Source organism: Dactylosporangium sp. NPDC000555, assembly GCF_040300025.1.
Classification (GTDB): domain Bacteria; phylum Actinomycetota; class Actinomycetes; order Mycobacteriales; family Micromonosporaceae; genus Dactylosporangium.
On the sequence record NZ_JBEPDB010000034.1, the window covers coordinates 14,621 to 36,051 of the forward strand.

The 21,431-nt window shown below is 72.0% G+C and carries 20 protein-coding genes and 1 pseudogene; 10 read left to right on the plus strand and 11 right to left on the minus strand.

Annotation, left to right across the window (positions count from 1 at the left end):
- Positions 1 to 17 precede the first annotated feature (17 nt).
- Positions 18 to 2,975 (minus strand): Hsp70 family protein, encoded by a 2,958-nt coding sequence (locus ABT297_RS21145; RefSeq protein WP_350552099.1) that lies wholly within the window; start codon positions 2,973 to 2,975, stop codon positions 18 to 20.
- Between the two features lie 101 nt (positions 2,976 to 3,076).
- On the opposite strand from ABT297_RS21145, the gene ABT297_RS21150 reads away from it, so the two are divergent.
- Positions 3,077 to 4,036, plus strand: a complete 960-nt coding sequence (locus ABT297_RS21150) for a quinone oxidoreductase family protein (protein ID WP_350552102.1) — start codon at positions 3,077 to 3,079, stop codon at positions 4,034 to 4,036.
- Positions 4,037 to 4,105: 69 nt separating this feature from the next.
- On the opposite strand, the gene ABT297_RS21155 is transcribed toward ABT297_RS21150, so the two are convergent.
- Positions 4,106 to 5,008, minus strand: a complete 903-nt coding sequence (locus ABT297_RS21155; protein ID WP_502885606.1) for a serine protein kinase RIO — start codon at positions 5,006 to 5,008, stop codon at positions 4,106 to 4,108.
- A gap of 140 nt (positions 5,009 to 5,148) precedes the next feature.
- Positions 5,149 to 5,799 (minus strand): HAD family hydrolase, encoded by a 651-nt coding sequence (locus ABT297_RS21160; RefSeq protein ID WP_350552105.1) that lies wholly within the window; start codon positions 5,797 to 5,799, stop codon positions 5,149 to 5,151.
- A 164-nt stretch (positions 5,800 to 5,963) separates the two neighbouring features.
- Between ABT297_RS21160 and ABT297_RS21165 the strand changes: the two genes are divergently transcribed.
- From ABT297_RS21165 to ABT297_RS21190, 6 genes and pseudogenes are all read left to right on the plus strand, one after another.
- Positions 5,964 to 6,557: a TetR/AcrR family transcriptional regulator gene (locus tag ABT297_RS21165; RefSeq protein WP_350552108.1), complete on the plus strand. Its 594-nt coding sequence runs from the start codon at positions 5,964 to 5,966 to the stop codon at positions 6,555 to 6,557.
- 81 nt (positions 6,558 to 6,638) lie between these two features.
- Complete coding sequence (locus tag ABT297_RS21170) at positions 6,639 to 7,565, plus strand: TIGR04222 domain-containing membrane protein (protein WP_350552111.1); 927 nt, start codon at positions 6,639 to 6,641, stop codon at positions 7,563 to 7,565.
- A pseudogene (locus tag ABT297_RS21175) lies at positions 7,562 to 8,379 on the plus strand (MbnB/TglH/ChrH family RiPP precursor modification enzyme). The gene ABT297_RS21170 and the pseudogene ABT297_RS21175 overlap by 4 nt, the downstream one beginning before the upstream one ends.
- A complete protein-coding gene (locus tag ABT297_RS21180; protein ID WP_350552114.1) occupies positions 8,376 to 8,768 on the plus strand; it encodes an SCO6045 C-terminal-like domain-containing protein in 393 nt (130 codons plus the stop codon). Before ABT297_RS21175 ends, ABT297_RS21180 begins: the two are co-directional and overlap by 4 nt.
- A gap of 425 nt (positions 8,769 to 9,193) precedes the next feature.
- Positions 9,194 to 9,394: a hypothetical protein gene (locus tag ABT297_RS21185; RefSeq protein ID WP_350552116.1), complete on the plus strand. Its 201-nt coding sequence runs from the start codon at positions 9,194 to 9,196 to the stop codon at positions 9,392 to 9,394.
- A gap of 142 nt (positions 9,395 to 9,536) precedes the next feature.
- Positions 9,537 to 10,322, plus strand: a complete 786-nt coding sequence (locus ABT297_RS21190; RefSeq protein WP_350552119.1) for a caspase family protein — start codon at positions 9,537 to 9,539, stop codon at positions 10,320 to 10,322.
- A 65-nt stretch (positions 10,323 to 10,387) separates the two neighbouring features.
- On the opposite strand, the gene ABT297_RS21195 is transcribed toward ABT297_RS21190, so the two are convergent.
- The 3 genes from ABT297_RS21195 to ABT297_RS21205 all read right to left on the minus strand — a co-directional run bounded on the left by ABT297_RS21195 (position 10,388) and on the right by ABT297_RS21205 (position 13,456).
- Positions 10,388 to 12,349 carry an ABC transporter ATP-binding protein gene (locus ABT297_RS21195; RefSeq protein WP_350552122.1) on the minus strand — a complete coding sequence of 654 codons (1,962 nt, stop codon included), beginning with the start codon at positions 12,347 to 12,349 and terminating at the stop codon, positions 10,388 to 10,390.
- A gap of 109 nt (positions 12,350 to 12,458) precedes the next feature.
- Positions 12,459 to 13,235: an enoyl-CoA hydratase/isomerase family protein gene (locus ABT297_RS21200; protein WP_350552125.1), complete on the minus strand. Its 777-nt coding sequence runs from the start codon at positions 13,233 to 13,235 to the stop codon at positions 12,459 to 12,461.
- Entirely contained in the window at positions 13,232 to 13,456 is a 225-nt protein-coding gene (locus ABT297_RS21205; protein WP_033359767.1) for a helix-turn-helix domain-containing protein, read from the minus strand. The genes ABT297_RS21200 and ABT297_RS21205 overlap by 4 nt, the downstream gene beginning before the upstream one ends.
- Before the next feature lie 651 nt (positions 13,457 to 14,107).
- Here ABT297_RS21205 and ABT297_RS21210 point away from each other — a divergent pair.
- Positions 14,108 to 14,926: a hypothetical protein gene (locus tag ABT297_RS21210; RefSeq protein WP_350552129.1), complete on the plus strand. Its 819-nt coding sequence runs from the start codon at positions 14,108 to 14,110 to the stop codon at positions 14,924 to 14,926.
- Between the two features lie 29 nt (positions 14,927 to 14,955).
- On the opposite strand, the gene ABT297_RS21215 is transcribed toward ABT297_RS21210, so the two are convergent.
- Positions 14,956 to 16,554 (minus strand): ABC-F family ATP-binding cassette domain-containing protein, encoded by a 1,599-nt coding sequence (locus ABT297_RS21215; protein WP_350552131.1) that lies wholly within the window; start codon positions 16,552 to 16,554, stop codon positions 14,956 to 14,958.
- Between the two features lie 196 nt (positions 16,555 to 16,750).
- On the opposite strand from ABT297_RS21215, the gene ypfJ reads away from it, so the two are divergent.
- Positions 16,751 to 17,692: a KPN_02809 family neutral zinc metallopeptidase gene (ypfJ, locus tag ABT297_RS21220; protein WP_350552133.1), complete on the plus strand. Its 942-nt coding sequence runs from the start codon at positions 16,751 to 16,753 to the stop codon at positions 17,690 to 17,692.
- A complete protein-coding gene (locus ABT297_RS21225; RefSeq protein WP_350552136.1) occupies positions 17,689 to 18,393 on the plus strand; it encodes a DNA alkylation repair protein in 705 nt (234 codons plus the stop codon). Before ypfJ ends, ABT297_RS21225 begins: the two co-directional genes overlap by 4 nt.
- On the opposite strand, the gene ABT297_RS21230 is transcribed toward ABT297_RS21225, so the two are convergent.
- The 4 genes from ABT297_RS21230 to ABT297_RS21245 all read right to left on the minus strand — a co-directional run bounded on the left by ABT297_RS21230 (position 18,347) and on the right by ABT297_RS21245 (position 21,424).
- Positions 18,347 to 18,994 carry a LysE family transporter gene (locus ABT297_RS21230; protein ID WP_350552139.1) on the minus strand — a complete coding sequence of 216 codons (648 nt, stop codon included), beginning with the start codon at positions 18,992 to 18,994 and terminating at the stop codon, positions 18,347 to 18,349. The two genes, ABT297_RS21225 and ABT297_RS21230, sit on opposite strands and share 47 nt — an antisense overlap.
- Positions 18,995 to 19,392: 398 nt before the next feature.
- Positions 19,393 to 19,719 (minus strand): metal-sulfur cluster assembly factor, encoded by a 327-nt coding sequence (locus ABT297_RS21235; RefSeq protein ID WP_350552143.1) that lies wholly within the window; start codon positions 19,717 to 19,719, stop codon positions 19,393 to 19,395.
- Positions 19,716 to 20,177, minus strand: a complete 462-nt coding sequence (gene sufU, locus ABT297_RS21240) for a Fe-S cluster assembly sulfur transfer protein SufU (RefSeq protein WP_350552146.1) — start codon at positions 20,175 to 20,177, stop codon at positions 19,716 to 19,718. The genes ABT297_RS21235 and sufU overlap by 4 nt, the downstream gene beginning before the upstream one ends.
- On the minus strand, positions 20,177 to 21,424 hold the full coding sequence (locus tag ABT297_RS21245; protein WP_350552149.1) for a cysteine desulfurase: 1,248 nt from the start codon (positions 21,422 to 21,424) through the stop codon (positions 20,177 to 20,179). The genes sufU and ABT297_RS21245 overlap by 1 nt, the downstream gene beginning before the upstream one ends.
- Between the last annotated feature and the right edge of the window lie 7 nt (positions 21,425 to 21,431).

Consider the following 21,431-nt stretch of genomic DNA (forward strand, 5'->3'; position numbering starts at 1 on the left):
CGGACGCCCGCCGCTCGCTATTTGGCCGCGGGAATGCCGAACCGGTACACCTTGGCGTTCTTGTCGTCGAACAGCACCATCGAGTCGTCGCTGACCGAGACGTCCAGCAGCAGGGTGGGCACCTGGCCGGAGCCGACCGGCTTGCCGTCGAGGGTGTAGACGCAGGCCATCCAGGTGCTCGTGCCCGGCTTGATGGTTTCGATGACCACTTTGTTGCCGTAGCCGGCCTGAACGTTGCGGGCGGGCAGGCCCTGGCCCAGTGGGGTCTGGTCGTTGCCGTTCGCCGGGTCGAGCACGGCCGCGTCGCCGATGGTGGTGAACACGCCGTGGCCGCCGACGAGCTTGCCGTCCAGCACGTACCAGTTCGGCTTCTCGGTGCCGGAGATGACGCCGCCGCGGTCGCGGATCGAGATCTTGGTCCACTTCGTCTGGCCCTCGGCGGTGTCGATGGCGATCAGCACGTCCTTGCCGGAGGTCTGCTTGCCCGCGACGCAGACGAGCTTCTCGCCGCACGGGCGCAGGTCGTCGATCGTGGTGCCGGCGACCGACTTGTACTCCCAGGCCTTGCTCCAGTCCGAGATCTTGTACGCCACGACGTTGCCGTCCGCCTCGGGCTTGAACATCGCCAGGTCGTTGTAGACCAGCCAGGATTTGGCACCGGAGTCCTTGCTGATGGTGCCGCTGGAGCGCTGCTTGCCGGTGTTGAGGTCGATGGTGGCGGCCTTGGTGTCGCTCATCAGCTGCACGGCGCTGCCGGCGTCGGCGGACAGCGACTCCTGGAACGGCACTTGGCCGGCGAAGTTGAGCTGGTAGGTGGGCACCCGCAGGTCGGTCGGGGCATTGGTGCCCGGCCAGCGCACCGATGGCTTCGCGCCGCGATCGCCGCCCATGCGGTGACCGTTGGGGTCGCCGGGGCTGCTCCACTTGACCGAGCCGTCGGCGAGGTTGACCCGCTCGATCGCGGGCTTCTTCCAGTCACGATTCTCGATGATCGCGTCAGTGCCGATGTAGACCATGTCGATGCGGCTGCCCCACTCCTTGGTCCACTTGGCGGTGTGGGTGGCGAGATCGATGACCGAGCGGGACGCCTTCTTGCCGTCGCCGCCGGCCTTGGCGTCGTTCTCACCATCGACGAGCAGCAGGTTGCCCACGACGGTCAGGCGGACCTTCGCCGGCTCCATCTGCAACTGCACGGTCCAGGACTGGCTGCCGGTGGTCTCGTAGGCGGCCACCACCGTGGTGCCGGTGCTGACCTGGGCGGTGTAGATGCTGCCGTTGCCGGCCACGGCGGCGATCGCCCCGTCGGAGCTGAGCTGGATCGGCGTGCCTGCCTTGAGCCGGTCGACCTGCCCCGGCCCGTCGGTGCTGTCGAACCCGGGGATGCCGTTCTTCACCGACTGGACCTGGTCGCCGACCCAGGTGAAGATCTTGTTGCCGCCCCACACGCACGAGCCGATGATGGCCAGCACGATGACCAGCGCGATCCACGGCCCGGTGCGCCGCCGCGACCGCACCACCGGCGGGGTCGGCCCGTAAGCGGGCGGGGCCATGGCCGGCGCCGCCATCCCGGCCTGGGCCATCCCGGTCTGAGGCAACCCCGGTTGGGCCGGTGGGTTGACCGGGCGCTGGGGGGACAGCGGCGGCTGGCCGCCGGGTGGGACGCCGGGCGAGGCGGGCGCGACCGGAAGCGTCGTCGAGGCCATGCTCGAGGCTGGGCCGGCCGGCGAGCCATAGCCGCCCGGGGAAGTCGGCGCGCCCGGCACGCCGGAGACCGGGACCGCAAAGCCGCCGGAAACGGGGTAGGACGGGCCGGAAGCGAAGGCCGAGGGGGAGACGGGCGTGCCCGGGACCGGGCGCGGGCGTGGCGCCGGCGGGGCGTCGAACTGCTGTTGCGGCGAGGCGCCCACGGCGAGCATGCCGCCGTAGGCGACCGGGAGCTCGGGCTGCTCGGGCACGACCGGGGCGACCCCGAACCGGGTGTGCAGGCGGCTGGCGACCAGCGGGATGCGGCTGGAGCCGCCGACGAGGAAGATGCCGGCGAGCTGGCGCACGTCGACCCCGGCGCGCTCCAGCACCCGGCGGGTCTCGTCGACGGCGCGGTCGATGAGCGGCCCGGCGACCCGATCGAGCTCCTCGCGGGTCAGGTGCAGCGCCTCGTCGGTGCCGGGCAGGTGCACGGGGGCGGAGGCGGACCGCGACAGCATCTCCTTGGCCGCACGGACCTCGCTCCACAGCTCCCGCCGGTCGCGGTGGGCGGCGGTGCTGTCCGGGTTGGACAGCCGCTGCCACAGCTCCGGGTTGCGCAGGTGGATCAGCTGACCCAGGTGCCCGACGAGGGCCGCGTCGATGTCGACGCCGCCGAGGTCGTCGAGGCCGCCGAGGCCGAGCACGCGCAGCCCGTCGAACTCGCGACGCACCACCGACACGTCCAGGGTGCCGCCGCCGAAGTCGAACACGGCGAGGGACTGCAGCGGGGCGACCTGGTGGCCGAGCACGCGCAGGCAGTAGGTGGCGGCGGCGATCGGCTCGTCGACGAGCACGACCGGGCCGAGGTTGGCCGCGCGGGCGGCCTCCAGCAGCACGCCCCGCCGCTGGCCGCCCCAGTCGGCGGGGCAGGTGAGCACGGTCGAGCCGACCGGGTTGACGCCGGCCTGCAGCGACTCCTCGGCGGCGCGGCGCAGCAGGGAGGCCAGCATCTCCACGACGGTGACCTCGGCCTGGCCGAGCAGGACCGAGCCGGCGTCGACGCTGCGCTTCGGATATGGCTCGAAACGCTCCGGCGCGAGCTGGGAGCGCCGCTCGGCGTCGCGGCCCACGGTCAAGCGGCCCTGCTCATCGGCGTAGATGCCCGACGGCATGACGGGCGAGCCGTCGAACAGCAGCGCCCGGGGCGCCTCCTCGCCGCGGTGCACGACCGCGACGGTGTGGCAGGTGCCGAGATCGATCGCGAGACGATGGGTCGGGGTCGGCCCCACGCGCTCACCTCCAAAGACCCCCGGATGCTACGGCAGCGGTACGACAATTCCGATCGACGGCTGGGGTAGACAAGAAACCTGACATTCGAGGAGGCGACCCGATGCGCGCGGTGGTGTTCGAGGAGTTCGGCGATCGTTCGGTGCTGCAGGTGCGGGACCGCCCCGACCCGGCGCCCGACCCGGGCCAGGCCCTGGTGCTGGTCGGCGCCAGCGGGGTCAACTACATGGACGTGTACCAGCGCAGCGGCATCTACCAGGTGCCGCTGCCGGCCCCGCTGGGCAGCGAGGGCGCGGGCACGGTCCTGCGGCTGGGCGACGGCGTGCGGGGCATCGCGCCCGGCGACCGGGTGGCGTGGACCGGCGTGCCGGGCAGCCACGCCCAGCAGGCGCTCGTGCCGGCCGAGCGGCTGGTGCCGGTGCCGCAGGAGATCTCGACCGAGCAGGCGGCCGCGGTACTGCTGCAGGGGCTCACCGCCCACTACCTCACGCACGACTCCTTCGCGGTGCGCCCCGGCGCCACGGTCCTGGTGCACGCCGCGGCCGGGGGCATGGGCCAGCTACTCACCCGGATCGTCACGCACCTCGGCGGCCGGGTGGTCGCGACCGCCTCGACGCCGGACAAGCGGGCCCTGGCGGAGGCGGCGGGTGCGGTACGCGCGGTGGAATACTCCGCGGCCCTCGACGCGGTGCGCGAGCTGACCGGCGGCGCCGGGGTGGACGCGGTCTACGACGGGGTTGGCGCGGACACCTTCGACACCAGCCTGCAGGCCCTGCGCCCGCGCGGCACCCTGGTGCTCTTCGGCGCGGCCAGCGGAAAGGTCCCGCCGTTCGACCCGCTGCGCCTGATGGCCGGCTCGTATTTCCTCACCCGCCCGACCCTGATCCATTTCATCGCCACCCGGGCGGAATTGCTGGAACGCTCCGAAACGCTCTTCCGGTGGGTGGCCGACGGCGTTGTCGACGCCGCCATCACCGGCCGCTATCCGCTGGACGAGGTCGCCGACGCATACGACGCGCTGGAGGGTCGCCGGAGCACGGGAAAGCTGCTCATCATTCCCTGACGGCGATCTTGCGGACACCCGCACCGCGACGGCCCGCCCGGCCACGAAGCCGGGCGGGCCGCGGCCCCGTCAGCGCACCCCGGCGTCGTGCAGCAGCTCGCCGATCAGCAGCTCCGGGTCGACGGGCAACCCCTTGCCGGTGAACCAGCGCGCCACGTTGGTGACGTCGCGGGCCAGGAAGGCGGTGCCGTTCGGGTTGACCACCACGTCGACGATCTGCGGCAGGTCGATGAGCACCAGGCGCTCACCGTCCACCAGCAGGTTGTACGGCGACAGGTCCCCGTGCGCCAGCCCCGCCCGCGCCAGGACGCGCAGTGCGTCGGCGAGCTGCCGCCACAGGCTCTCCAGCGCCTCCCGGTCGGGACGGGTCTGGGCCAGGCGGGGTGCCGCGGTGCCGTCCGGCGCGCCGACGAACTCGAGCATGAGCTCGGTTCCCAGCAGCTGCACCGGATACGGCACGGCGACGCCGAGCTGCCACAGGTCTGCCAGCGCGGCGAACTCGGCCGCCGCCCACTGGCCGGCGATCGCCTCCCGGCCGAACCCGGTGCGCCCGGCCATGGCGCGGGTGACCCGGGAAGCGCGGACGCGGCGGCCCTCGAGGTATCCGGCGTCGCGGTGGAACATCCGGTGCTCGGCCGCCCGGTACCGCTTGGCGGCGAGCAGCATCCGCCGGTCGGTGCCGGGCACGCCGCGCTCCACGAGGTGAACGTCGGCCTCCTTGCCGGTCTTAAGCACGCCGCGGTCGACGTCGCGGGCACCGAGGTCGGTGACCACCCAGTCGGGGACGGGCTCCGGGCCGTGCTGGACGCCGGGCGAGTCCCAGCTGGTCCACTCGCCCTCGCTGGCCTCGCCGGCCGGCTCGTCGGCGGCGTCCCAGGCGGCGTCGAAGTCGTGGGAGAGGCGCTTCAGGAAGGTCGGGTCGTCGTCGTCGAAGCGACGACGGCGGGGTGCATCGAAGTGTTGGTCGCGCAACGCGAGTTCTCCTGAGTCAACAGAAAAGGAATCGGTCCGGGCATGCGGAAGCGCGCCGTGACGGCAGCCATGCGTACCAACCCCCTCTCGACTCGAAGCTCAGCTCACCATGGGTACTGGAGGAAAATGGCGCAACCGGATTACCAGCGCGAGGCCATGACCTCGGCGATCGCGGCGATCACGCCGTCGGCGGTGCGGGTCGGCGCGTAGCGCCGCTCGCTCCAGCGGCGGCCCCGGTGCAGCCAGACGCTGTGCACGCCGGCCGCGTCCGCGCCGCCGATGTCCGCCTCGGGGCTGTCGCCGATGAGCCAGGCGCCGCCGAGGCGCATCCGCGCCCGCTCCGCGGCGATGGCGAAGATGCGCGGGTTGGGCTTGCGCACCCCGGCCTCCTCGGAGATGACCCAGTCGGCGAGGTAGCGATCGAGGCCGGTCTTTCTGAGCTTCTCCTCCTGCGTTCGCGCCTCGCCGTTGGTCACGACCACCGGCACCCAGCCGGAGTCCTCGGCGATGGCGAGCGCGCAGGCGGTCATCGGGTCGAGCCGGATCCGCTCCATGATCGCGCGGTGGATCTCCTCGACGAGGTCCAGCGCGCTGCACCGCAGGCCGTAGCGCTTGCGCAGCGCCTCGGCGACGTCCCAGACCGAGCCAATGCCGTCGGCGTCGACGGCCAGCAGCCAGTCGATGTCGTACTCGGGCGCGCCGAGCCGCCCGAGGAACTCGCCCGCCCACGCGCGGAACGCCCCGGCCCTGTCTAGCAGCGTGTCGTCCAGGCTGAGCAACAACAGGGGCACGCGGGCAGGGTACGTGACCAAATAGACATCGAACAGATCCTCATTTTCGCTCGGACGGGCGCCGGCCTCGACAAACCACCGCAAACGCGACCAAGCAGATGCGAGAAATATGCTCGCAACGCCCCAGTATGCAAACCGTATGTACGGCTTGCATAATCGACCCTGTGCCGAGGGTGAGCCAGAACCAGCTCGATGCGCGCCGGAACGAGATCCTCACCGGCGCCCGGACCTGTTTCGCCCGCCACGGCTACGAGGGCGCGACCGTGCGGCGGCTCGAGGAGGAGATCGGCCTCTCCCGCGGGGCGATCTTCCACCACTTCCGCGACAAGGAATCGCTCTTCCTGGCCGTCGCCGAGGACGACGCCGCCACCATGGTAGCCACCGTCGCCGAGCACGGTCTCGTGCAGGTCATGCGCGACCTGCTCAGCGCCGCCTCCACCGCGGCGTCCGACACCGGCGAGCCCGACGTGACCGGCTGGCTCGGCAGCCAGCTCGAGGTCTCCCGGCGGCTGCGCACCGACCCCGAGTTCGCCAAGCGCTGGGCCGCCCGCTCCGAGGCCGTCGCCGCCGCCACCCGCGAGCGCCTGCAGCGCCAGCTCGAGGCCGGCGTGCTGCGCGCCGACGTGCCGATCGGCATCCTCGCGCAGTTCCTCGAGCTCGCCTACGACGGGCTCGTGCTGCACCTGGCCACCGGCCGGCCCGTGCAGGACCTGGAGGCCGTGCTCAACCTCGTGGAGGCGGCCGTGCGGCGCAGGTGAGCCCCGCCATCCACCACAAGGTTTCCTCAAGTGTCCAAACGGTGACATGCCGCGCTCGACACCCGCGCCCACACTGAGCCCATGACGACATCGATCGTGGCGGGGCCGGGCGACACCTGGGGGATCCCGGGCCCGCAGTTCCTGTGGCTCTACTTCGGCCTCGCCGCCGTTGCGATCATCGGCGTGCTCATCTGGCGGCGCACGTACACCGCCGGCCCGTCGCTGCGCAACGCCCGCGACCTCACCGCAACCCAGGCCGCGCTGATCAACGGGGATCGCCGGCTCGCCGTCTACAGCTCCCTCGCCGCGCTGCGCGCCGCCGGCTCCATCGAGAGCGACAAGCGCGGCTACCTGCGCCAGGTCGCCCACCCCCCGACCGGCGCCTCCGAGCTGGACCGGGCCGTGTACGCGGTCACCCGCAACGGCATCACCACCACCGGCGTGCAGACGCACCACAGCGTGCGCGAGGTGCTCGACCGCAGCGAGGCCGAGCTGGCCCGCGACGGCTGGATCCTCGACGACCAGGCCCGCCGCGCGGTGCGGATGGGCGCCCTGGTCGTCTTCGCCGTCCTCGCGATCGGCATCGCCCGCCTGTTCGCCGGCATCAGCAACGACAAACCGGTCGGCAACCTCGTCCTGCTGCTCATCCCCGTCGGCATCGCCTCGTTCGCGCTGCTGTCCGTGCGGCGCGTCTCCGGCGCCGGCAAGCGAATCCTCACCAAGATGCGGCGCGACGTACGGCACCTCTCGCCGAGCCAGAAGCCGTCCTGGACCACGTACGGCCCGCAGGCCGCGGCGCTGAGCGTCGGGCTCTTCGGTGTCGGCGCGTTCTGGCTGGCCGACCCGGCCTTCGCCCAGGCGGCCGAGCTGCAGCGCCACGTCGCCCAGACCGGCCTGTCCTCGTCGTCGGACTCCGGCAGTACCTGCTCCTCGTCCTCCAGCTGCTCGTCGTCCTCCAGCGACTCCGGCGGCTCGAGCTGCGGCGGTGGCGGCGGATGTGGCGGATGACGACCTCCGCCCACGGCGTCGGCATCGGCTGGCGCCCCGAGATCGCCGGTTACGTGGCCGGCCTGCCCGGTCTGCGGTTCACCGAGGTTGTCGCCGAGTCCCTGCACACGCACGCGCCCCTGCCCGACGGCCTCGCCGAGCTCGTCGGGCGCGGGGTCCGCGTGATCCCCCACGGCGTCAAGCTCTCGCTCGGCGGCGCCGAGCCGGTCTCCGACGAGCGCGCCGCGCACCTGCACCGCTGCGCCGAGTTGCTCGGCGCCCCGCTCGTCAGCGAGCACATCGCGTTCGTGCGGGCCGGCGACCTGGAGGCGGGCCACCTGCTGCCGGTCCCCCGCACCCGCGAGGCGGTCGACGCGATCGTCGCCAACGTGCGGCGCACGCAGGCGGCCCTCGGCGGGGTGCCGCTCGCCCTGGAGCCGATCGCGGCCCTGTTCGACTGGCCCGGCCCGGAGCTCACCGAGGGCCAGTTCCTCACCGAGATCCTCGACCGCACCGGCTGCGGGCTGCTGCTCGACATCGCCAACGTGTACGCCAACGCCCGCAACCGCGGCGAGCCCCCGGCCGCGCTGCTCGACGAGCTGCCGCTGGAGCGCATCGCGTACGTCCACGTCGCCGGGGGCGTGCAGCAGGGCGGCTACTACCACGACACGCACACCGACCCGATGCCGCCGGAGGTCCTGGCCCTGGTCAAGGAGCTCTGCGCGCGCACCCCGCGCTCATGCTCGAGCGCGACGGCGACTACCCGCCGGCGTCCGCCCTGACCGCCGAGCTCGACGCGATCGCCGCCGCGGCGGGTTGGCCGGCGATCACGTGACCCCGCCCCCGGATCTCGCGGCCCGGCAGCGGGCGCTGGTGGCCGCGCTGGTCGCCGGCGGCGAGGTGCCCGCCGGTTTCGATGCCGCGGCGGTACGGGCGACGACCGCCGCCCTCCGTCGCAAACGGGCCGGCGAGGTGGCCGCCCGGTGGCCGTTTCTCGCCGCGTCCTACGGCGACGCGTGGGTGCCGGCGTTCGCCGCGTGGGCCGCGGGCCGCCCGCCGAACGGCTCGCTGCGCGACGGCTGGGACTTCGCGCGCTCGGCCGGCGACGCCCTGCCCGACCTGGCCCGCGAGGAACTGGCCGCGCGCGAGGCGGACTACGCGTACGACGGCGAAACGGCCCCCGTCCCCCGCCGTCGCGGCCTCCTGTCCCGCCGCCGCCGCTGACTGCTCCGGGTCTCGCCCCCGGCCCCTGCTCACCCGCGGTTTGGCTTCCTAGGAGGCTAGGTCGTGGGCATGGCAGCCCTTCGCCCGATCCGCGCGAACGTCAGGATCCAAACGACTGCGGAGGCCCGGCCGGTCCGGCCGGCAGAACCAGAACGACCCGCCACGATGTCGCGATCCGGACGCCGGGACGCCGGCCGTGATCGACCGCCGCAGATCGAACGGACCCGAACGACAGGAACCCGACGATCTGTGCCGCCGTGTATCAGGGGCGTCGGGCCGGCCCTCTACTCAGCGAATCGGCGCCGCCCGTGCAGCAGCAGCGGCGCCCACACGGGGACGGAGACCTCCATGAAGCCATGCCAACGCCGCAGACCGGGCGCTGGAACCGCGAACGGGCCCGCCGACGACGCGCATAAGGGCCGCATGTGGCCCGCCATCCCATGAGCGCCGCCGCCGACGCCGACGAGGCGCTGCTGGCCGAGCTGCGCCGGGTGGCCGCGCTGGCCGATCCGATGCCGCCCTGCCGATGTCGCCGCGCGGCGCCCCCGCCCCGGCGGCCCGATACGCCCGGCGGCACGACCCGGCCGGCCGCGCCGACCCCGCGCCGCTCGCCGCCGGGAGCGTGACGCCTGGCCCGGGAAACATGGCGTAACGCCCGATTTGCGCGTTTCGACGAAGGGCGTCGATTCGCGGGTGTCGCTGCCAACCTTGCCCACCTTACGTGACGCCATCAGTACGTCAGGTCCGCTTCGATCCCACGGGGGAACGATGAAACTCGCACTGTGTATCGGGATCAACGACTATCCCGGCACCGAGAACGACCTCACCGGCTGCCGCAACGACGCCGACGACTGGGCCGCCGCGCTGATCGCCCGCGGCTTCGACACCCGTCGCCTCATCGACAGCGCCGCGTCGGGTGCCGCGATCCGCGCCGGCATCCACGATCTGCTGAGCCGCTCGGCCGACGGCGACGCGGTCGTCATCACGTACTCCGGCCACGGCACCTGGGTCCCGGACGAGGACGGCGACGAGCCCGACCACCGCGACGAGGCGCTGTGCCCGTACGACATCGCTGCGAACGGCCCGCTGCTCGACGACGAGCTGCACGAGCTGTTCGCCCTGGCCGCCCCGGGCGTGCGCACGGTACTGATCTCCGACTCCTGCCACTCCGGCACCCTGACCAGGCTCAACCACCCGATCGGCGACCGCCCCGGCCGGACCCGGTTCCTGCCGCCGTCGACGTTCCTGACCTCGCGGCAGCGCCTGCGCGCCTCGCTGACGACCGGCCCGAGCACGTCCCGGAACCAGGCCTCGACCACGGTGCTGCTCGCCGGCTGCCGCGACGCCGAGTACTCCTACGACGCCTCCTTCGACGGCCGCCCGAACGGCGCCTTCACCTACGTGGCGCTGTCGTCGCTGGCCGCCCTGCCGGGGTCCGCGACCTACCGCGACTGGCTGCACGCCATCCGAGGCCGGCTCCCCAGCCAGGACTACCCGCAGACCCCGGTGCTGCAGGCCACCAGGGCCCAGCTGGCCTGGCCGGTCCTGACCTGACGGCCGTCACGACCACCTGGTCAACGAGGCGGGCTTCCCCGGCGCCGGTGCCCGGCACAGGAGTGTCACGGCGCCGGAACCGGGGGAACCGCCGGGACTGCCGGGGCCGGGGAAGACCGGGGGACGGACGGGTGGGCCAGCGGGGAATCGACGACGGCGAACTGGGTGCGATACAGCTCGGCGTAGAGGCCGCCGGCCGTGACCAGTTCATCGTGGGTGCCGCGCTCCACGATGCGGCCCGCGTCGACGACCAGGATCTGGTCGGCGTCGCGGATCGTCGACAGGCGGTGGGCGATCACCAGGGCGGTGCGGCCGGTCAGGGCCTCGGACAGCGCGCGCTGCACGGCGGCCTCCGACTCGGAGTCCAGGTGGGCGGTGGCCTCGTCGAGGATGACGATCGACGGGGCCTTGAGCAGCAGCCGGGCGATCGCGATCCGCTGCTTCTCGCCGCCCGAGAAGCGGTATCCGCGCTCGCCCACGACCGTGTCCAGGCCGTCGGGCAGGGACTCGACGAGCTCGCCGACCTGGGCGCGGCGCAGCGCCGTCCACAGCTCGTCGTCGGTGGCGCCGGGCTTGGCGTATCGCAGGTTTTCCGCGATCGTCTCGTGGAACAGGTGCGAGTCCTGCGTGACGACGCCGATGGTGTCGCGCAGCGACTGCAGGGTCGCGTCGCGCACGTCGATGCCGCCGATGAGGACCGCGCCCGAGGTCGCGTCGTAGACGCGCGGCAGGAGCATCGCGGTCGTGGACTTGCCGGCGCCGGACGGGCCGACGAGGGCGACCATCTGACCGGGGGCGACGGAGAACGTGACGCCGCGCAGCACCTCCTCGGTAACCGTGCGATCGAGGCCGGCGACGTCCTCGAGCGAGGCCAGCGAGACCTCCGCGGCGCTGGGGTAGCGGAAGTGCACGTCGCGGAACTCGACGGTGGCCGCGCCCTTGGGCACCTCGCGCGCGTCGGGGCGCTCGGCGATCGACGGGGCGAGGTCGAGGACCTCGAAGACGCGCTCGAAGCTCACCAGCGCGCTCATCACGTCGACCCGCACGTTGGACAGTGCGGTGAGCGGCCCGTAGAGCCGGGTGAGCAGCAGGGCCAGGGCGACGACCGTGCCGGCGGTGAGGCTGCCGCCCACGGCGAGCCAGCCGCCGAGGCCGTAGGTGAGCGCCTGAGCCAGCGAGGCGACCAGCAGCATGCTCACGAAGAAGACGCGGCTGTACATCGCGGTCTGGATGCCGATGTCGCGGACCCGCCCGGCCCGCTCGGCGAAGCGCTCGGCCTCGTCGTCGGGGCGGCCGAAGAGCTTCACGAGCAGGGCGCCGGCGACCCCGAAGCGCTCGGTCATGGTGGCGTTCATCTTCGCGTCGAGCTGGTATGCCTCGCGGGTGATGGCGGCCAGGCGCCGGCCGACCCGGCGGGCCGGCAGGATGAACAGCGGGAGCATCACGAGCGACAGCAGCGTGATCTGCCACGACAGGGTGAGCATCACCGCGGCGGTGAGCACCAGCTGGATGACGTTGCTGACCACCCCGGACAGGGTCGAGGTGAACGCGCGCTGGGCGCCCTGCACGTCGTTGTTGAGCCGGCTGACCAGCGCCCCGGTCTGGGTGCGGGTGAAGAACTGCAACGGCATGCGCTGGACGTGGTCATACACGAGCCGGCGCAGCGCCAGGATGATGCCCTCGCCGATGCGCGCCGAATACCACCGCTGGACCAGCGACAGCAGCGCGTCGACGACGGCGAGGCCACCGATGAGCAGCGCGACCCGCACGACCGCCGTGCCGGCGCCGGGTCCGCCAATATTGATCTTGTTGATGACGTCGCCGGCGAGATAGGGCGTGGCGACCCCGGTCGCGGCCCCGAACACGACGGTGACCAGGAAGACCGCGATGTCGCGCCGATAGGGCCGGGCGAAGCGCATGATCCGCCGGGTGGTGTCCCGCCCGAGCCGCTTCCCGGCGAGCTCGTCGGCCTTGCGCAGCGCACGCAAGGTCTCCCAACCCGCCATGCCGCTCATGGGCGAGGACATGCCACACACCTCCGGAAGCCAGTCGTACCTGCCGGGCTAAGTGTGCCCGGCAGGTACGACAACTTTTCGGGGGCGGCGTAGCTTCCCGATGGCGCGCGGGCCCTTGCGCCTACTCGCCGAGTCCCGAAAGGTCCGCGATCCGGCGCAGCTGCGCGGCGCGCTCCGCCGCCTCCTGCTGCGCGAACGTGTGCGCCGCGGCCTGCCCGATCAGGGCCTTGATCTCGATCACCGCGTCGCGCGGGCCGGCGAGGACGGCCGCCGCGAGATCCCGGGTGGCCTCGTCGAGCTCGGCACGCCCTACCACGACATTGGCCAGGCCGATCTGTGCGGCCTCGGCGGCCTGCACGCGGCGGCCGGTGACGCACAGCTCGAGCGCCCGGGCGTAGCCGACGAGCTCCACCAGCCGCTTGGTGCCGCCGAGGTCGGGCACGAGGCCGAGCTTGATCTCGGCCATGCTGAACGAGACGTCCTCGGCCACGACCCGGAAGTCGCAGGCGAGGGCCAGCTGGAAGCCGGCGCCGATCGCGTGCCCCTGCACGGCGGCGACGGAGATGAGCGACGGCCGGCGCAGCCAGGAGAAGGCCTCCTGGTATGCGGCGATCTGCGCGTCGCCGCCGGGCGAGGTCGCGAGCGCGCCGAGGTTCTTCGCCGCGGCCGCGGTGTCGAGGCCGGAGGAGAAGGCCCGCCCCTCGCCGCGCACGATGACCACCCGCACGTCGCCCGGTAGCGAGCGCCCGAACTCACGCAGGGCCGCCCAGAGTTCGGGCGTCTGCGCGTTGAGAACCTGGGGCCGGCACAACGTCACTGTTGCGACCGGCCCGTCGAGGTCGAATCGCGCCTCTCCCGGAGTGGGATCGGCGCTTGCCGAGGAGAGACTCGCGTTCACGCCTTCTTGCGGCGCCGGGCGCCGCCACGCTGACGAAGCTGAACGCCGGATTCGGTCAGCACCCGGTGCACGAATCCATAGGAACGGCCGGTGGAAGCGGCGAGTGCACGGATACTCTCACCGTTCGTGTACCGCTTCACGAGGTCCTTCGCCAGAGTCTGCCTTTCGGCGCCGACGATCCGGCGACCCTTCTCGGTGCTGGTGGTGGCGGTGGCTGCCATGCTGATCCCTCACGTCCCAGACAGAGCGGTTGGTGCGGTCCCACCTATTAGACCGCCTCGGACGATCATGCGCTAGATATCGACGGGACGCCAACCGACACGCACGGCATTGTCGCCTACCCGATACCGTGATGCGCCGTGATGTGCGAACCGCCCACCGACCGACCACGGAGTACACACCGTGAGCGCCGCGATGCGCTGTGCTGGCTCCTGCTCGCCCTCTTCGGTCTCGCGCTCGCCGCGCTCGCGGTGCAGCTAGACGCCCGTCTGGGCACCGCCGGCGCCCCCTTCCTCGGCCGGTACAGAATCAGGGTCGGGGTGGGGTCGATCCTGGCACCCACCGTAGCCGCCGTGACGCTCTGGCTCGCCGCGGCGGGCCGGTTCACCCGGCTGAGGTGGTCAGAAATTCAGCTATTCGGGTACGCGGCCGGCCTGGCGTGGGCAATTGCTTTGGCGCTTGTCGATGGTTGGGCGGGCCTTACGAAAGCCCTTGGCTCTCCGGAGGAATATCTGGGTGACGTAAGGCAGGTGGGGGACGATCCGCTCAGATACCTCAGACATTTCACGACGGACGCCGTGTACCACTCGTCGGCCGCGCGGGGTCATCCGCCGGGCCCCGTGCTCTTTTTGTGGGTGCTGCAGCGAATCGGCGTGACCGACCTCATTGTCCTCGGGTTCCTCGTCACCGCGGTATCGGTGCTGACGATTCCGCTGGTGCTCGCCGCGGTGCGCGACTCGGTCGGCGAGGAGGCCGCCCGGCGGTACCTTCCGTTGCTCGTACTCGCCCCTTACGCGATCTGGACCGCGGTCAGCCTCGACGGCCTCGTGGCGGTCCTCGGCGCGGCCGCGATCGTCTCCGGGCTACGCGCGAGCCGCCGCCGGGTGCGCGGGTGGGCGGCCACGGGCTGGGCGGTGCTGGCCGGCCTGCTGATCGGCGTGGCCTCGCTGTTCTCCTACTCCGCGCCCTGGCTCGGGCTCTCGCTCGTCTGCGTGTACTTCGCCCGCCGCCGCGCCTCGCTCAACATGCTCAGCGGCGTGGGGGCCCTGCTGCCGGTGCTGGGCGCGCAGTTGCTCGGCTTCGGCTGGGCGGACGGCCTGGTGGTGGCGGAGACGGACTACGCGAGCCGGGTGGCGCCGTATCGCTCGGTGGCGTGGTGGAGCGCGATCAGCATCGTCGTGCTGCTGCTGGCGGCGGGCCCGCCGCTGGTGGCCAGCGCCCGCAAGGTACGCCGCACGGCGATGTGGCCGTTCCTGGTCGGCGCGGGCGCGGCGGTGGTGTTCTCGATCGCGGCCGGCCTGACCCGCGGCGGCGTCGAGCACGCCTGGCTGCCGTTCTTCCCGTGGCTGACGGTGGCCGCGGTGGCGCCGGAGGTGGCCGGCGGAGATCCGCCGCCGACCCCGCTCCTGCTGGTGGGCATCGGGGCGGTGGCCGCGGTGGTGATCGAGGGGCTGCTCATCACGCCCTGGTAACGGCTGCCCGAGAGGGGAACGGAGGCGGGTCAGGCGAGCTCGACGAGCTCCAGGAGGTCGTCGCTCCAGGCGTCCTCCACCCCGTCGGGCAGCAGGATCGCGCGGTCGGGCTTGAGGGCCTGCACGGCGCCCGGGTCGTGGGTGACGAGCACGATCGCGCCAGGGTAGCGGGCGATAGCGTCGAGCACCTGCTCGCGGCTGATCGGGTCGAGGTTGTTGGTCGGCTCGTCGAGCAGCAGGACGTTGGCGCCGGAGCAGACCAGGGTGGCCAGCGCCAGCCGGGTCTTCTCGCCGCCGGAGAGCACGCCGGCGGGCTTGTCCACATCGTCGCCGGTGAAGAGGAACGCGCCGAGGATCTTGCGCAGCTCGGTGTCGTTCTGCTGCGGGGCGGCCGAGCGCATGATCTCCAGGATGGTGCGCTCGACGTCGAGCTGCTCGTGCTCCTGCGCGTAGTAGCCGCGCTGGAGGCCGTGGCCGGGGATGACCTCGCCGGTGTCCGAATCGAGCTCGCCGGCCAGCATGCGCAGCAGGGTGGTCTTGCCGGCGCCGTTGAGCCCGAGGATCGCGACCCGGGAGCCGCGGTCGACGGCGACGTTCACGTCCATGAAGATCTCGAGCGAACCGTACGACTTCGACAGCCCGCGCGCGGTCAGCGGGGTCTTGCCGCACGACTTGGGCTCGGGGAACCGCACCTTGGCGACCTTGTCGGCGACGCGCACGTCCTCCAGGCCGTCGAGCATGCGCTCGGCCCGGCGGGCCATGTTCTGCGCGGCGATGGTCTTGGTGGCCTTGGCCCGCATCTTGTCGGCCTGAGCGAGCAGGGCGCCCGCCTTCTTCTCGGCGTTGGCGCGCTCCCGCCGCCGGCGCTTCTCGTCGGTCTCGCGCTGCTGCTGGTACAGCTTCCAGCCGACGTTGTAGAAGTCGATGGTCGAGCGGTTGGCGTCGAGATACCACACCTTGTTGACGATCGCGTCCAGCAGCTCGACGTCGTGGGAGATGACGACGAGCCCGCCCTTGTGGGTGGACAGGAAGCCGCGCAGCCACGAGATGCTGTCGGCGTCGAGGTGGTTGGTCGGCTCGTCGAGCAGCAGGATGCCGCCCCCGGTGGCGCTCGCGTCGCGGAACAGGATGCGGGCCAGCTCGATGCGGCGCCGCTGGCCGCCGGACATGGTGCCGATGGTCTGGCCGAGGACCCGGTCGGGCAGGCCGAGGTTGGCGCAGATGCGGGCGGCCTCGGCCTCGGCCGCGTAGCCGCCCAGGCCGGCGAACTGGTCTTCGAGCTGCCCATACCGCCGGATGAGCCGCTCGTCGTCGCCGAGCTTCGCCTCCAGGGCCTTCATCTCGGCGTAGATGGTGTCCAGCCCGCGCGCGGAGAGCACCCGGTCGCGGGCGGTGACCTCGAGGTCGCCGGTGCGCGGGTCCTGTGGCAGGTATCCGACAGGGCCACGCCGCTCGACCTGGCCGGCGTGCGGCGTGCCTTCCCCGGCGAGCACCTTGAGGGTCGTGGTCTTGCCGGCGCCGTTGCGCCCGACGAGGCCGATGCGGTCCCCGGGCTGTACGCGCAGGTTGATGTCGCTGAGCAGGATACGCGCACCAGCACGCAGCTCAAGTCCGGTCGCCGTGATCACAGCGGAAACTCGCTCTCTGGCAGAGGTTGGAAACGGACAGACTCCGGGTGTGGTACCGCGGGTCACTCCCTCTGCGTGATCACGGCGATATTCTACCGTGCGATCCGGGTTGCCCCGCCACAGGATTACGTCACAAGATCAACGGGTACCTTGCCGCTCAAGCCGACGCCGGTCGATATCAACCCCGAGGTGTGCGATGCAGTTCAACGACGACGCCGATCTCGACACCAGCCAGGTCAACGACCTGCGCGGGTCGGGCGGCGGCGGTGGTAGCGGCTTCGGTGGCTTCGGCGGCCTGGGCGGCTTACCGATCCCGCTCGGCGGTGGCCGCGTCGGCTGCCTGATCACGATCGTCATCCTCGCGATCGTGGTCTGCGGCGGGTACTTCGGCCGCAACATGGTCGGCGGGGGCGGCAACAGCGCGAAGCCCGACAACTCCAAGATCAACCAGCAGTGCGACAAGTCGAACCCCAAGCGCTTCCAGAACGCCGACTGCCGCAACGTGCTCTACATCAACTCGGTGCAGGCCTACTGGAAGACTGAGTTCCCCAAGGCGTTCGGCAAGCAGTACCAGCCGGCGAAGACCAACTTCTTCAAGCAGTCCGTCAGCACCGCGTGCGGCGCGGCCGACTCCGGCGTCGGGCCGTTCTACTGCCCGGCGGACAGCCAGGTGTACATCGACCTGACCTTCTACAACGATCTTTCGAGCCGCTTCGGCGCCACCGGTGAGTTCGCGGCGCCGTACGTGATCGCCCACGAGTACGGCCACCACGTGCAGAACCTGCTCGGCACCAGCGCGCAGGCGCAGCAGGGCTCCCAGAAGGGCGCCAGCTCCGCGTCGGTGCGCCTGGAGCTGCAGGCCGACTGCTACGCCGGCACGTGGGCCAACCACGCGACGGAGACGAAGGACCCGAAGGGCGACGCGCTGTTCAAGTCCATCTCCGAGCAGGACATCGCGGAGGCCCTACAGGCCGCGGAGGCCATCGGCGACGACGCGATCCAGAAGAAGGCCGGCGGCCGGGTCAACCCCGACGGGTTCACGCACGGCACGTCCGCCCAGCGCAAGAGGTGGTTCCTGCAGGGGTACAACACCGGCGACCCGCGACAGTGCGACACGTTCCGCGCGACCAACCTGTGATCGACGCGCTGCTGGAGCGCTTGCGTTCCGCGTTCGGCGCGGCCGCCGACCCGCGGCGTGCCGCGGCGATGAAGGCGTACATGCGCGACCGGTTCGAGTTCCTCGGCATCCCCAGCACGCCGCGCCGCGAGCTTACCCGCCAGGTGCTGCGCGAGCTGCCCCGCCCGAGCGAGCGCGACCTCACCGAGGTCGCGCTCGCATGCTGGGCGCTGCCGGAGCGGGAGTACCAGTACTTCGCCTGCGACCATCTGCGCCGCCACGCCGCGCTGCTCACCCCCGCGTCGATGCCGGTCGTCAGCGCGCTCGTCACGACGAAGTCGTGGTGGGACACGGTCGACATCCTCGCCGCGCACGTCGTCGGCCCGATGGTCGCCGCGCACCCCTCGCTGGTGTCCACGATGGACTCCTGGACGGCGCCCGGGACCGATCTGTGGCTGGTGCGCACGGCGATCCTCCATCAGCTGCGGTACCGCGACAGGACCGACTTCCCCCGCCTGGCGGACTACTGCGCGCGCTGGGCCGGCGAGCGGGACTTCTTCATCCGCAAGGGGATCGGGTGGGCGCTGCGCGAGCACGCGAAGACGGACCCCGGCGCCGTGCGCGACTTCGTAGCCGCGCACCCCGACCTGTCGCCGCTGTCGGTGCGGGAGGCGCTCAAAAACCTCCCGGGACCACCAGCGGCACCGCCAGCACCGCGATGACCGCGCTGGAGGTCAGCGCCGTCCACAGCCGCCCACGGGGCCCGGTCAGCAGCCGGCCGAGCAGCGTGCCGCCGCCGGCGAGCAGCAGCTGCCAGCTCGCGGACGCGGCGAACGCGGCGCCGACCCACACGGCCTCGGCCCCGAGGGACAGCCCGTCGTCGGCGCGGCGGCCGAGCACGAGCGCCCCGAAGTACACGATGGTGGCTGGGTTGAGCAGCGTCAGGCCGAGCAGCGCCAGGTAGGCCCCGCCGGGCCGGCCCATCCGCCCGTCCGCCCGGCGGGCCGTGGCCGCCTCGCCCCGGTGCCGCAGCGCGTCCCGGGCCGTCTTCGCGGCCAGGCCGAGCAGCACGGCCGCCGCGACCCAGCGCAGCGGCCCGGAGACCGGCGCGATGAGCCCGGCGAGCGCCGCGCCGCCGAGCACGGCGACGACGGCGTAGATGGCGTCCGCGGTGGCCACCCCGAGGGCGGCGGACGCACCGACCCTCCAGGACGTACGCGCGGCGAGGGTGACGATGAGCGCACCGATGGCGCCGACGGGCACGGCGACGCCGTACCCGGCGAGGAGGCCGCCGACGACCACCTCACCCAACCCAGCGCTCACGCCGGCATCTCCGCTTCGCTCCGGCGGCGGCGTGAGTCAACGCTGAGCCAATGGTGAGCGGCCCCTCTGCTTCGCTCCGGACCGCTCACGGGTGCTGCTTGCGGCTCGCCTCCGTCACGGCGCCGGACTGTCGCTTCGGACCCTCGCCGGCGGCGACGGGCCGGGGCAGCGATGGCGGGCGGAGACGACTCATGCCGGGCATGATGCCCGGCACGAGTCGTGGCCCGCCAGCGGTTTAGCGCCTGTTTCATGACTGAGGCGGGGCTGCGGCGGGCCCAGATTCCGCCTGGCGGCGTCCCGCGCAAGCCCGGTTACAACACCGGTAGCCTGGCTCCCGCGGGCCACCACCAGACGAAATCTGGACTCCGCCTCGCTCCCACCCCAGTCATGAACAGGCGCTAGACGTTGAAGCCCAGGGCGCGCAGCTGGTCGCGGCCCTCGTCGGTGATCTTGTCCGGGCCCCACGGCGGCAGCCAGACCCAGTTGATGCGGATGTCGGACACCAGGCCGCCGCCCGGGCCGGTGCACAGGGCCTGGCGGGCCTGGTCCTCGATGACGTCGGTCAGCGGGCACGCCGCCGACGTCAGGGTCATGTCCAGCGTCGCGACGTTCTCCTCGTCGACGTGGATGCCATACACGAGGCCGAGGTCGACGACGTTGATCCCGAGCTCGGGGTCGACGACGTCCTTCATCGCCTCTTCGATGTCGGCGAGCGCCGTTGTCATGGGGTCTCCTCAGCAGATGGTGCAACCGAACCGGCGCGCGCCAGTGCGTCCTTGTACGCCATCCACGGCAGCAGCGCGCACTTCACACGGGCCGGGTACTTCGCCACGCCGGCGAACGCCACGGCGTCCTCCAGCAGCGCCTCGTCCGGCTCGACCTGACCCCGCCCACCCATCAGCTCGGCGAAGGCCTCGTGCCGGCGCAGTGTCTCCTCGACCGCGGCCCCCTTGAGCAGGTCGTAGAGCACGCTCGCCGACGCCTGGCTGATCGAGCAGCCCATGCCCTCGTAGGAGATGTCGGCGACGCTGCCGGCCTTGAGCGCCACGCGCAGCGTCACCTCGTCGCCGCAGGTCGGGTTGACGTGGTGCGCCTCGGCGTCGAAGGGATCGCGCAGGCCGCGGCCGTGCGGGCGCTTGTAGTGATCCAGGATGATCTCCTGGTACAGCTCGTCGAGCTTCATCAGGCGAAGACCCTCCGCACCCGCTCCACGCCACGGACCAGGGCGTCGATCTCCTCGGTGGTCGTGTAGAGGTAGAACGACGCGCGGGTCGTGGCCGGTACGCCGAACCGCACGCAGGTCGGGCGGGCGCAGTGATGCCCGACGCGCACCTGCACGCCCTCGTCGTCCAGGATCTGCCCGACGTCGTGCGGGTGCACGCCCTCGACGGCGAACGAGATGGTCGCGCCGCGGTCCACCGTGGACGCCGGGCCGATGATCCGCACGTCCGGAATCGAGCCGAGGGCGTCCAGCGCGTAGGCGGTGAGCGCCTTCTCGTGCGCCACGATGTTGTCCATGCCGACCGCGGTCAGGTAGTCCACGGCCGCGCCGAGCCCGACGGCCTCCGCGATCGGCGGGGTGCCGGCCTCGAAACGGGCCGGCGGCGGCATGAAGGTCGTGCCGGTCATCGACACGGTCTCGATCATCGAGCCGCCGCCGAGGAACGGGGGCATCGCGTCAAGCAGCTCGAAGCGGCCCCACAGCGCGCCGATGCCGGTCGGGCCGAGCATCTTGTGGCCGGTGAACGCGACGAAGTCGACGCCGAGCGCGTTGACGTCGACCGGCACGTGCGGCACCGACTGCGAGCCGTCGAGCAGCACCAGCGCGCCCACCTGCCGGGCCTTCGCGACGAGGACGTCGACCGGGTTGATCGTGCCCAGGATGTTGGAGTAGTGCACGACCGACACCAGCTTGGTGCGCGGCGTGATCAGCTCGTCGATGTCGGACAGGTCGAGCCGGCCCTCGTCGGTCAGGCCGAACCAGCGCAGCGTCGCGCCGGTGCGCTGCGCGAGCAGCTGCCACGGCACGATGTTGGAGTGGTGCTCCATCTCGGTCACGACGATCTCGTCGCCGGGGCCGAGGCGCAGCCGCGGGTCGTCGGCGACGGCGGAGAAGGCGTGCGCGACGAGGTTGATCGCCTCGGTCGAGTTCTTCGTGAAGACGATCTCGGCCGCGGAGCTCGCCCCGACGAAGGCCGCGATCCTCTCGCGGGCCCCCTCGAATGCCTCCGTGGACTCGGTACCCAGGGTGTGCACCGACCGTGCCACGTTCGCGTTGTGCCGCTCGTAGTGCTCACGGACCGCGTCGATCACCTGGCGCGGTTTCTGCGAGGTGTTCCCGGAGTCCAGGTAGACCAGCGGGTTGCCGTTGATCGTGCGGTCCAGGATCGGGAAGTCCTTGCGGATCGTCTCCACGTCGAGAGCGTTCAATGTAGGC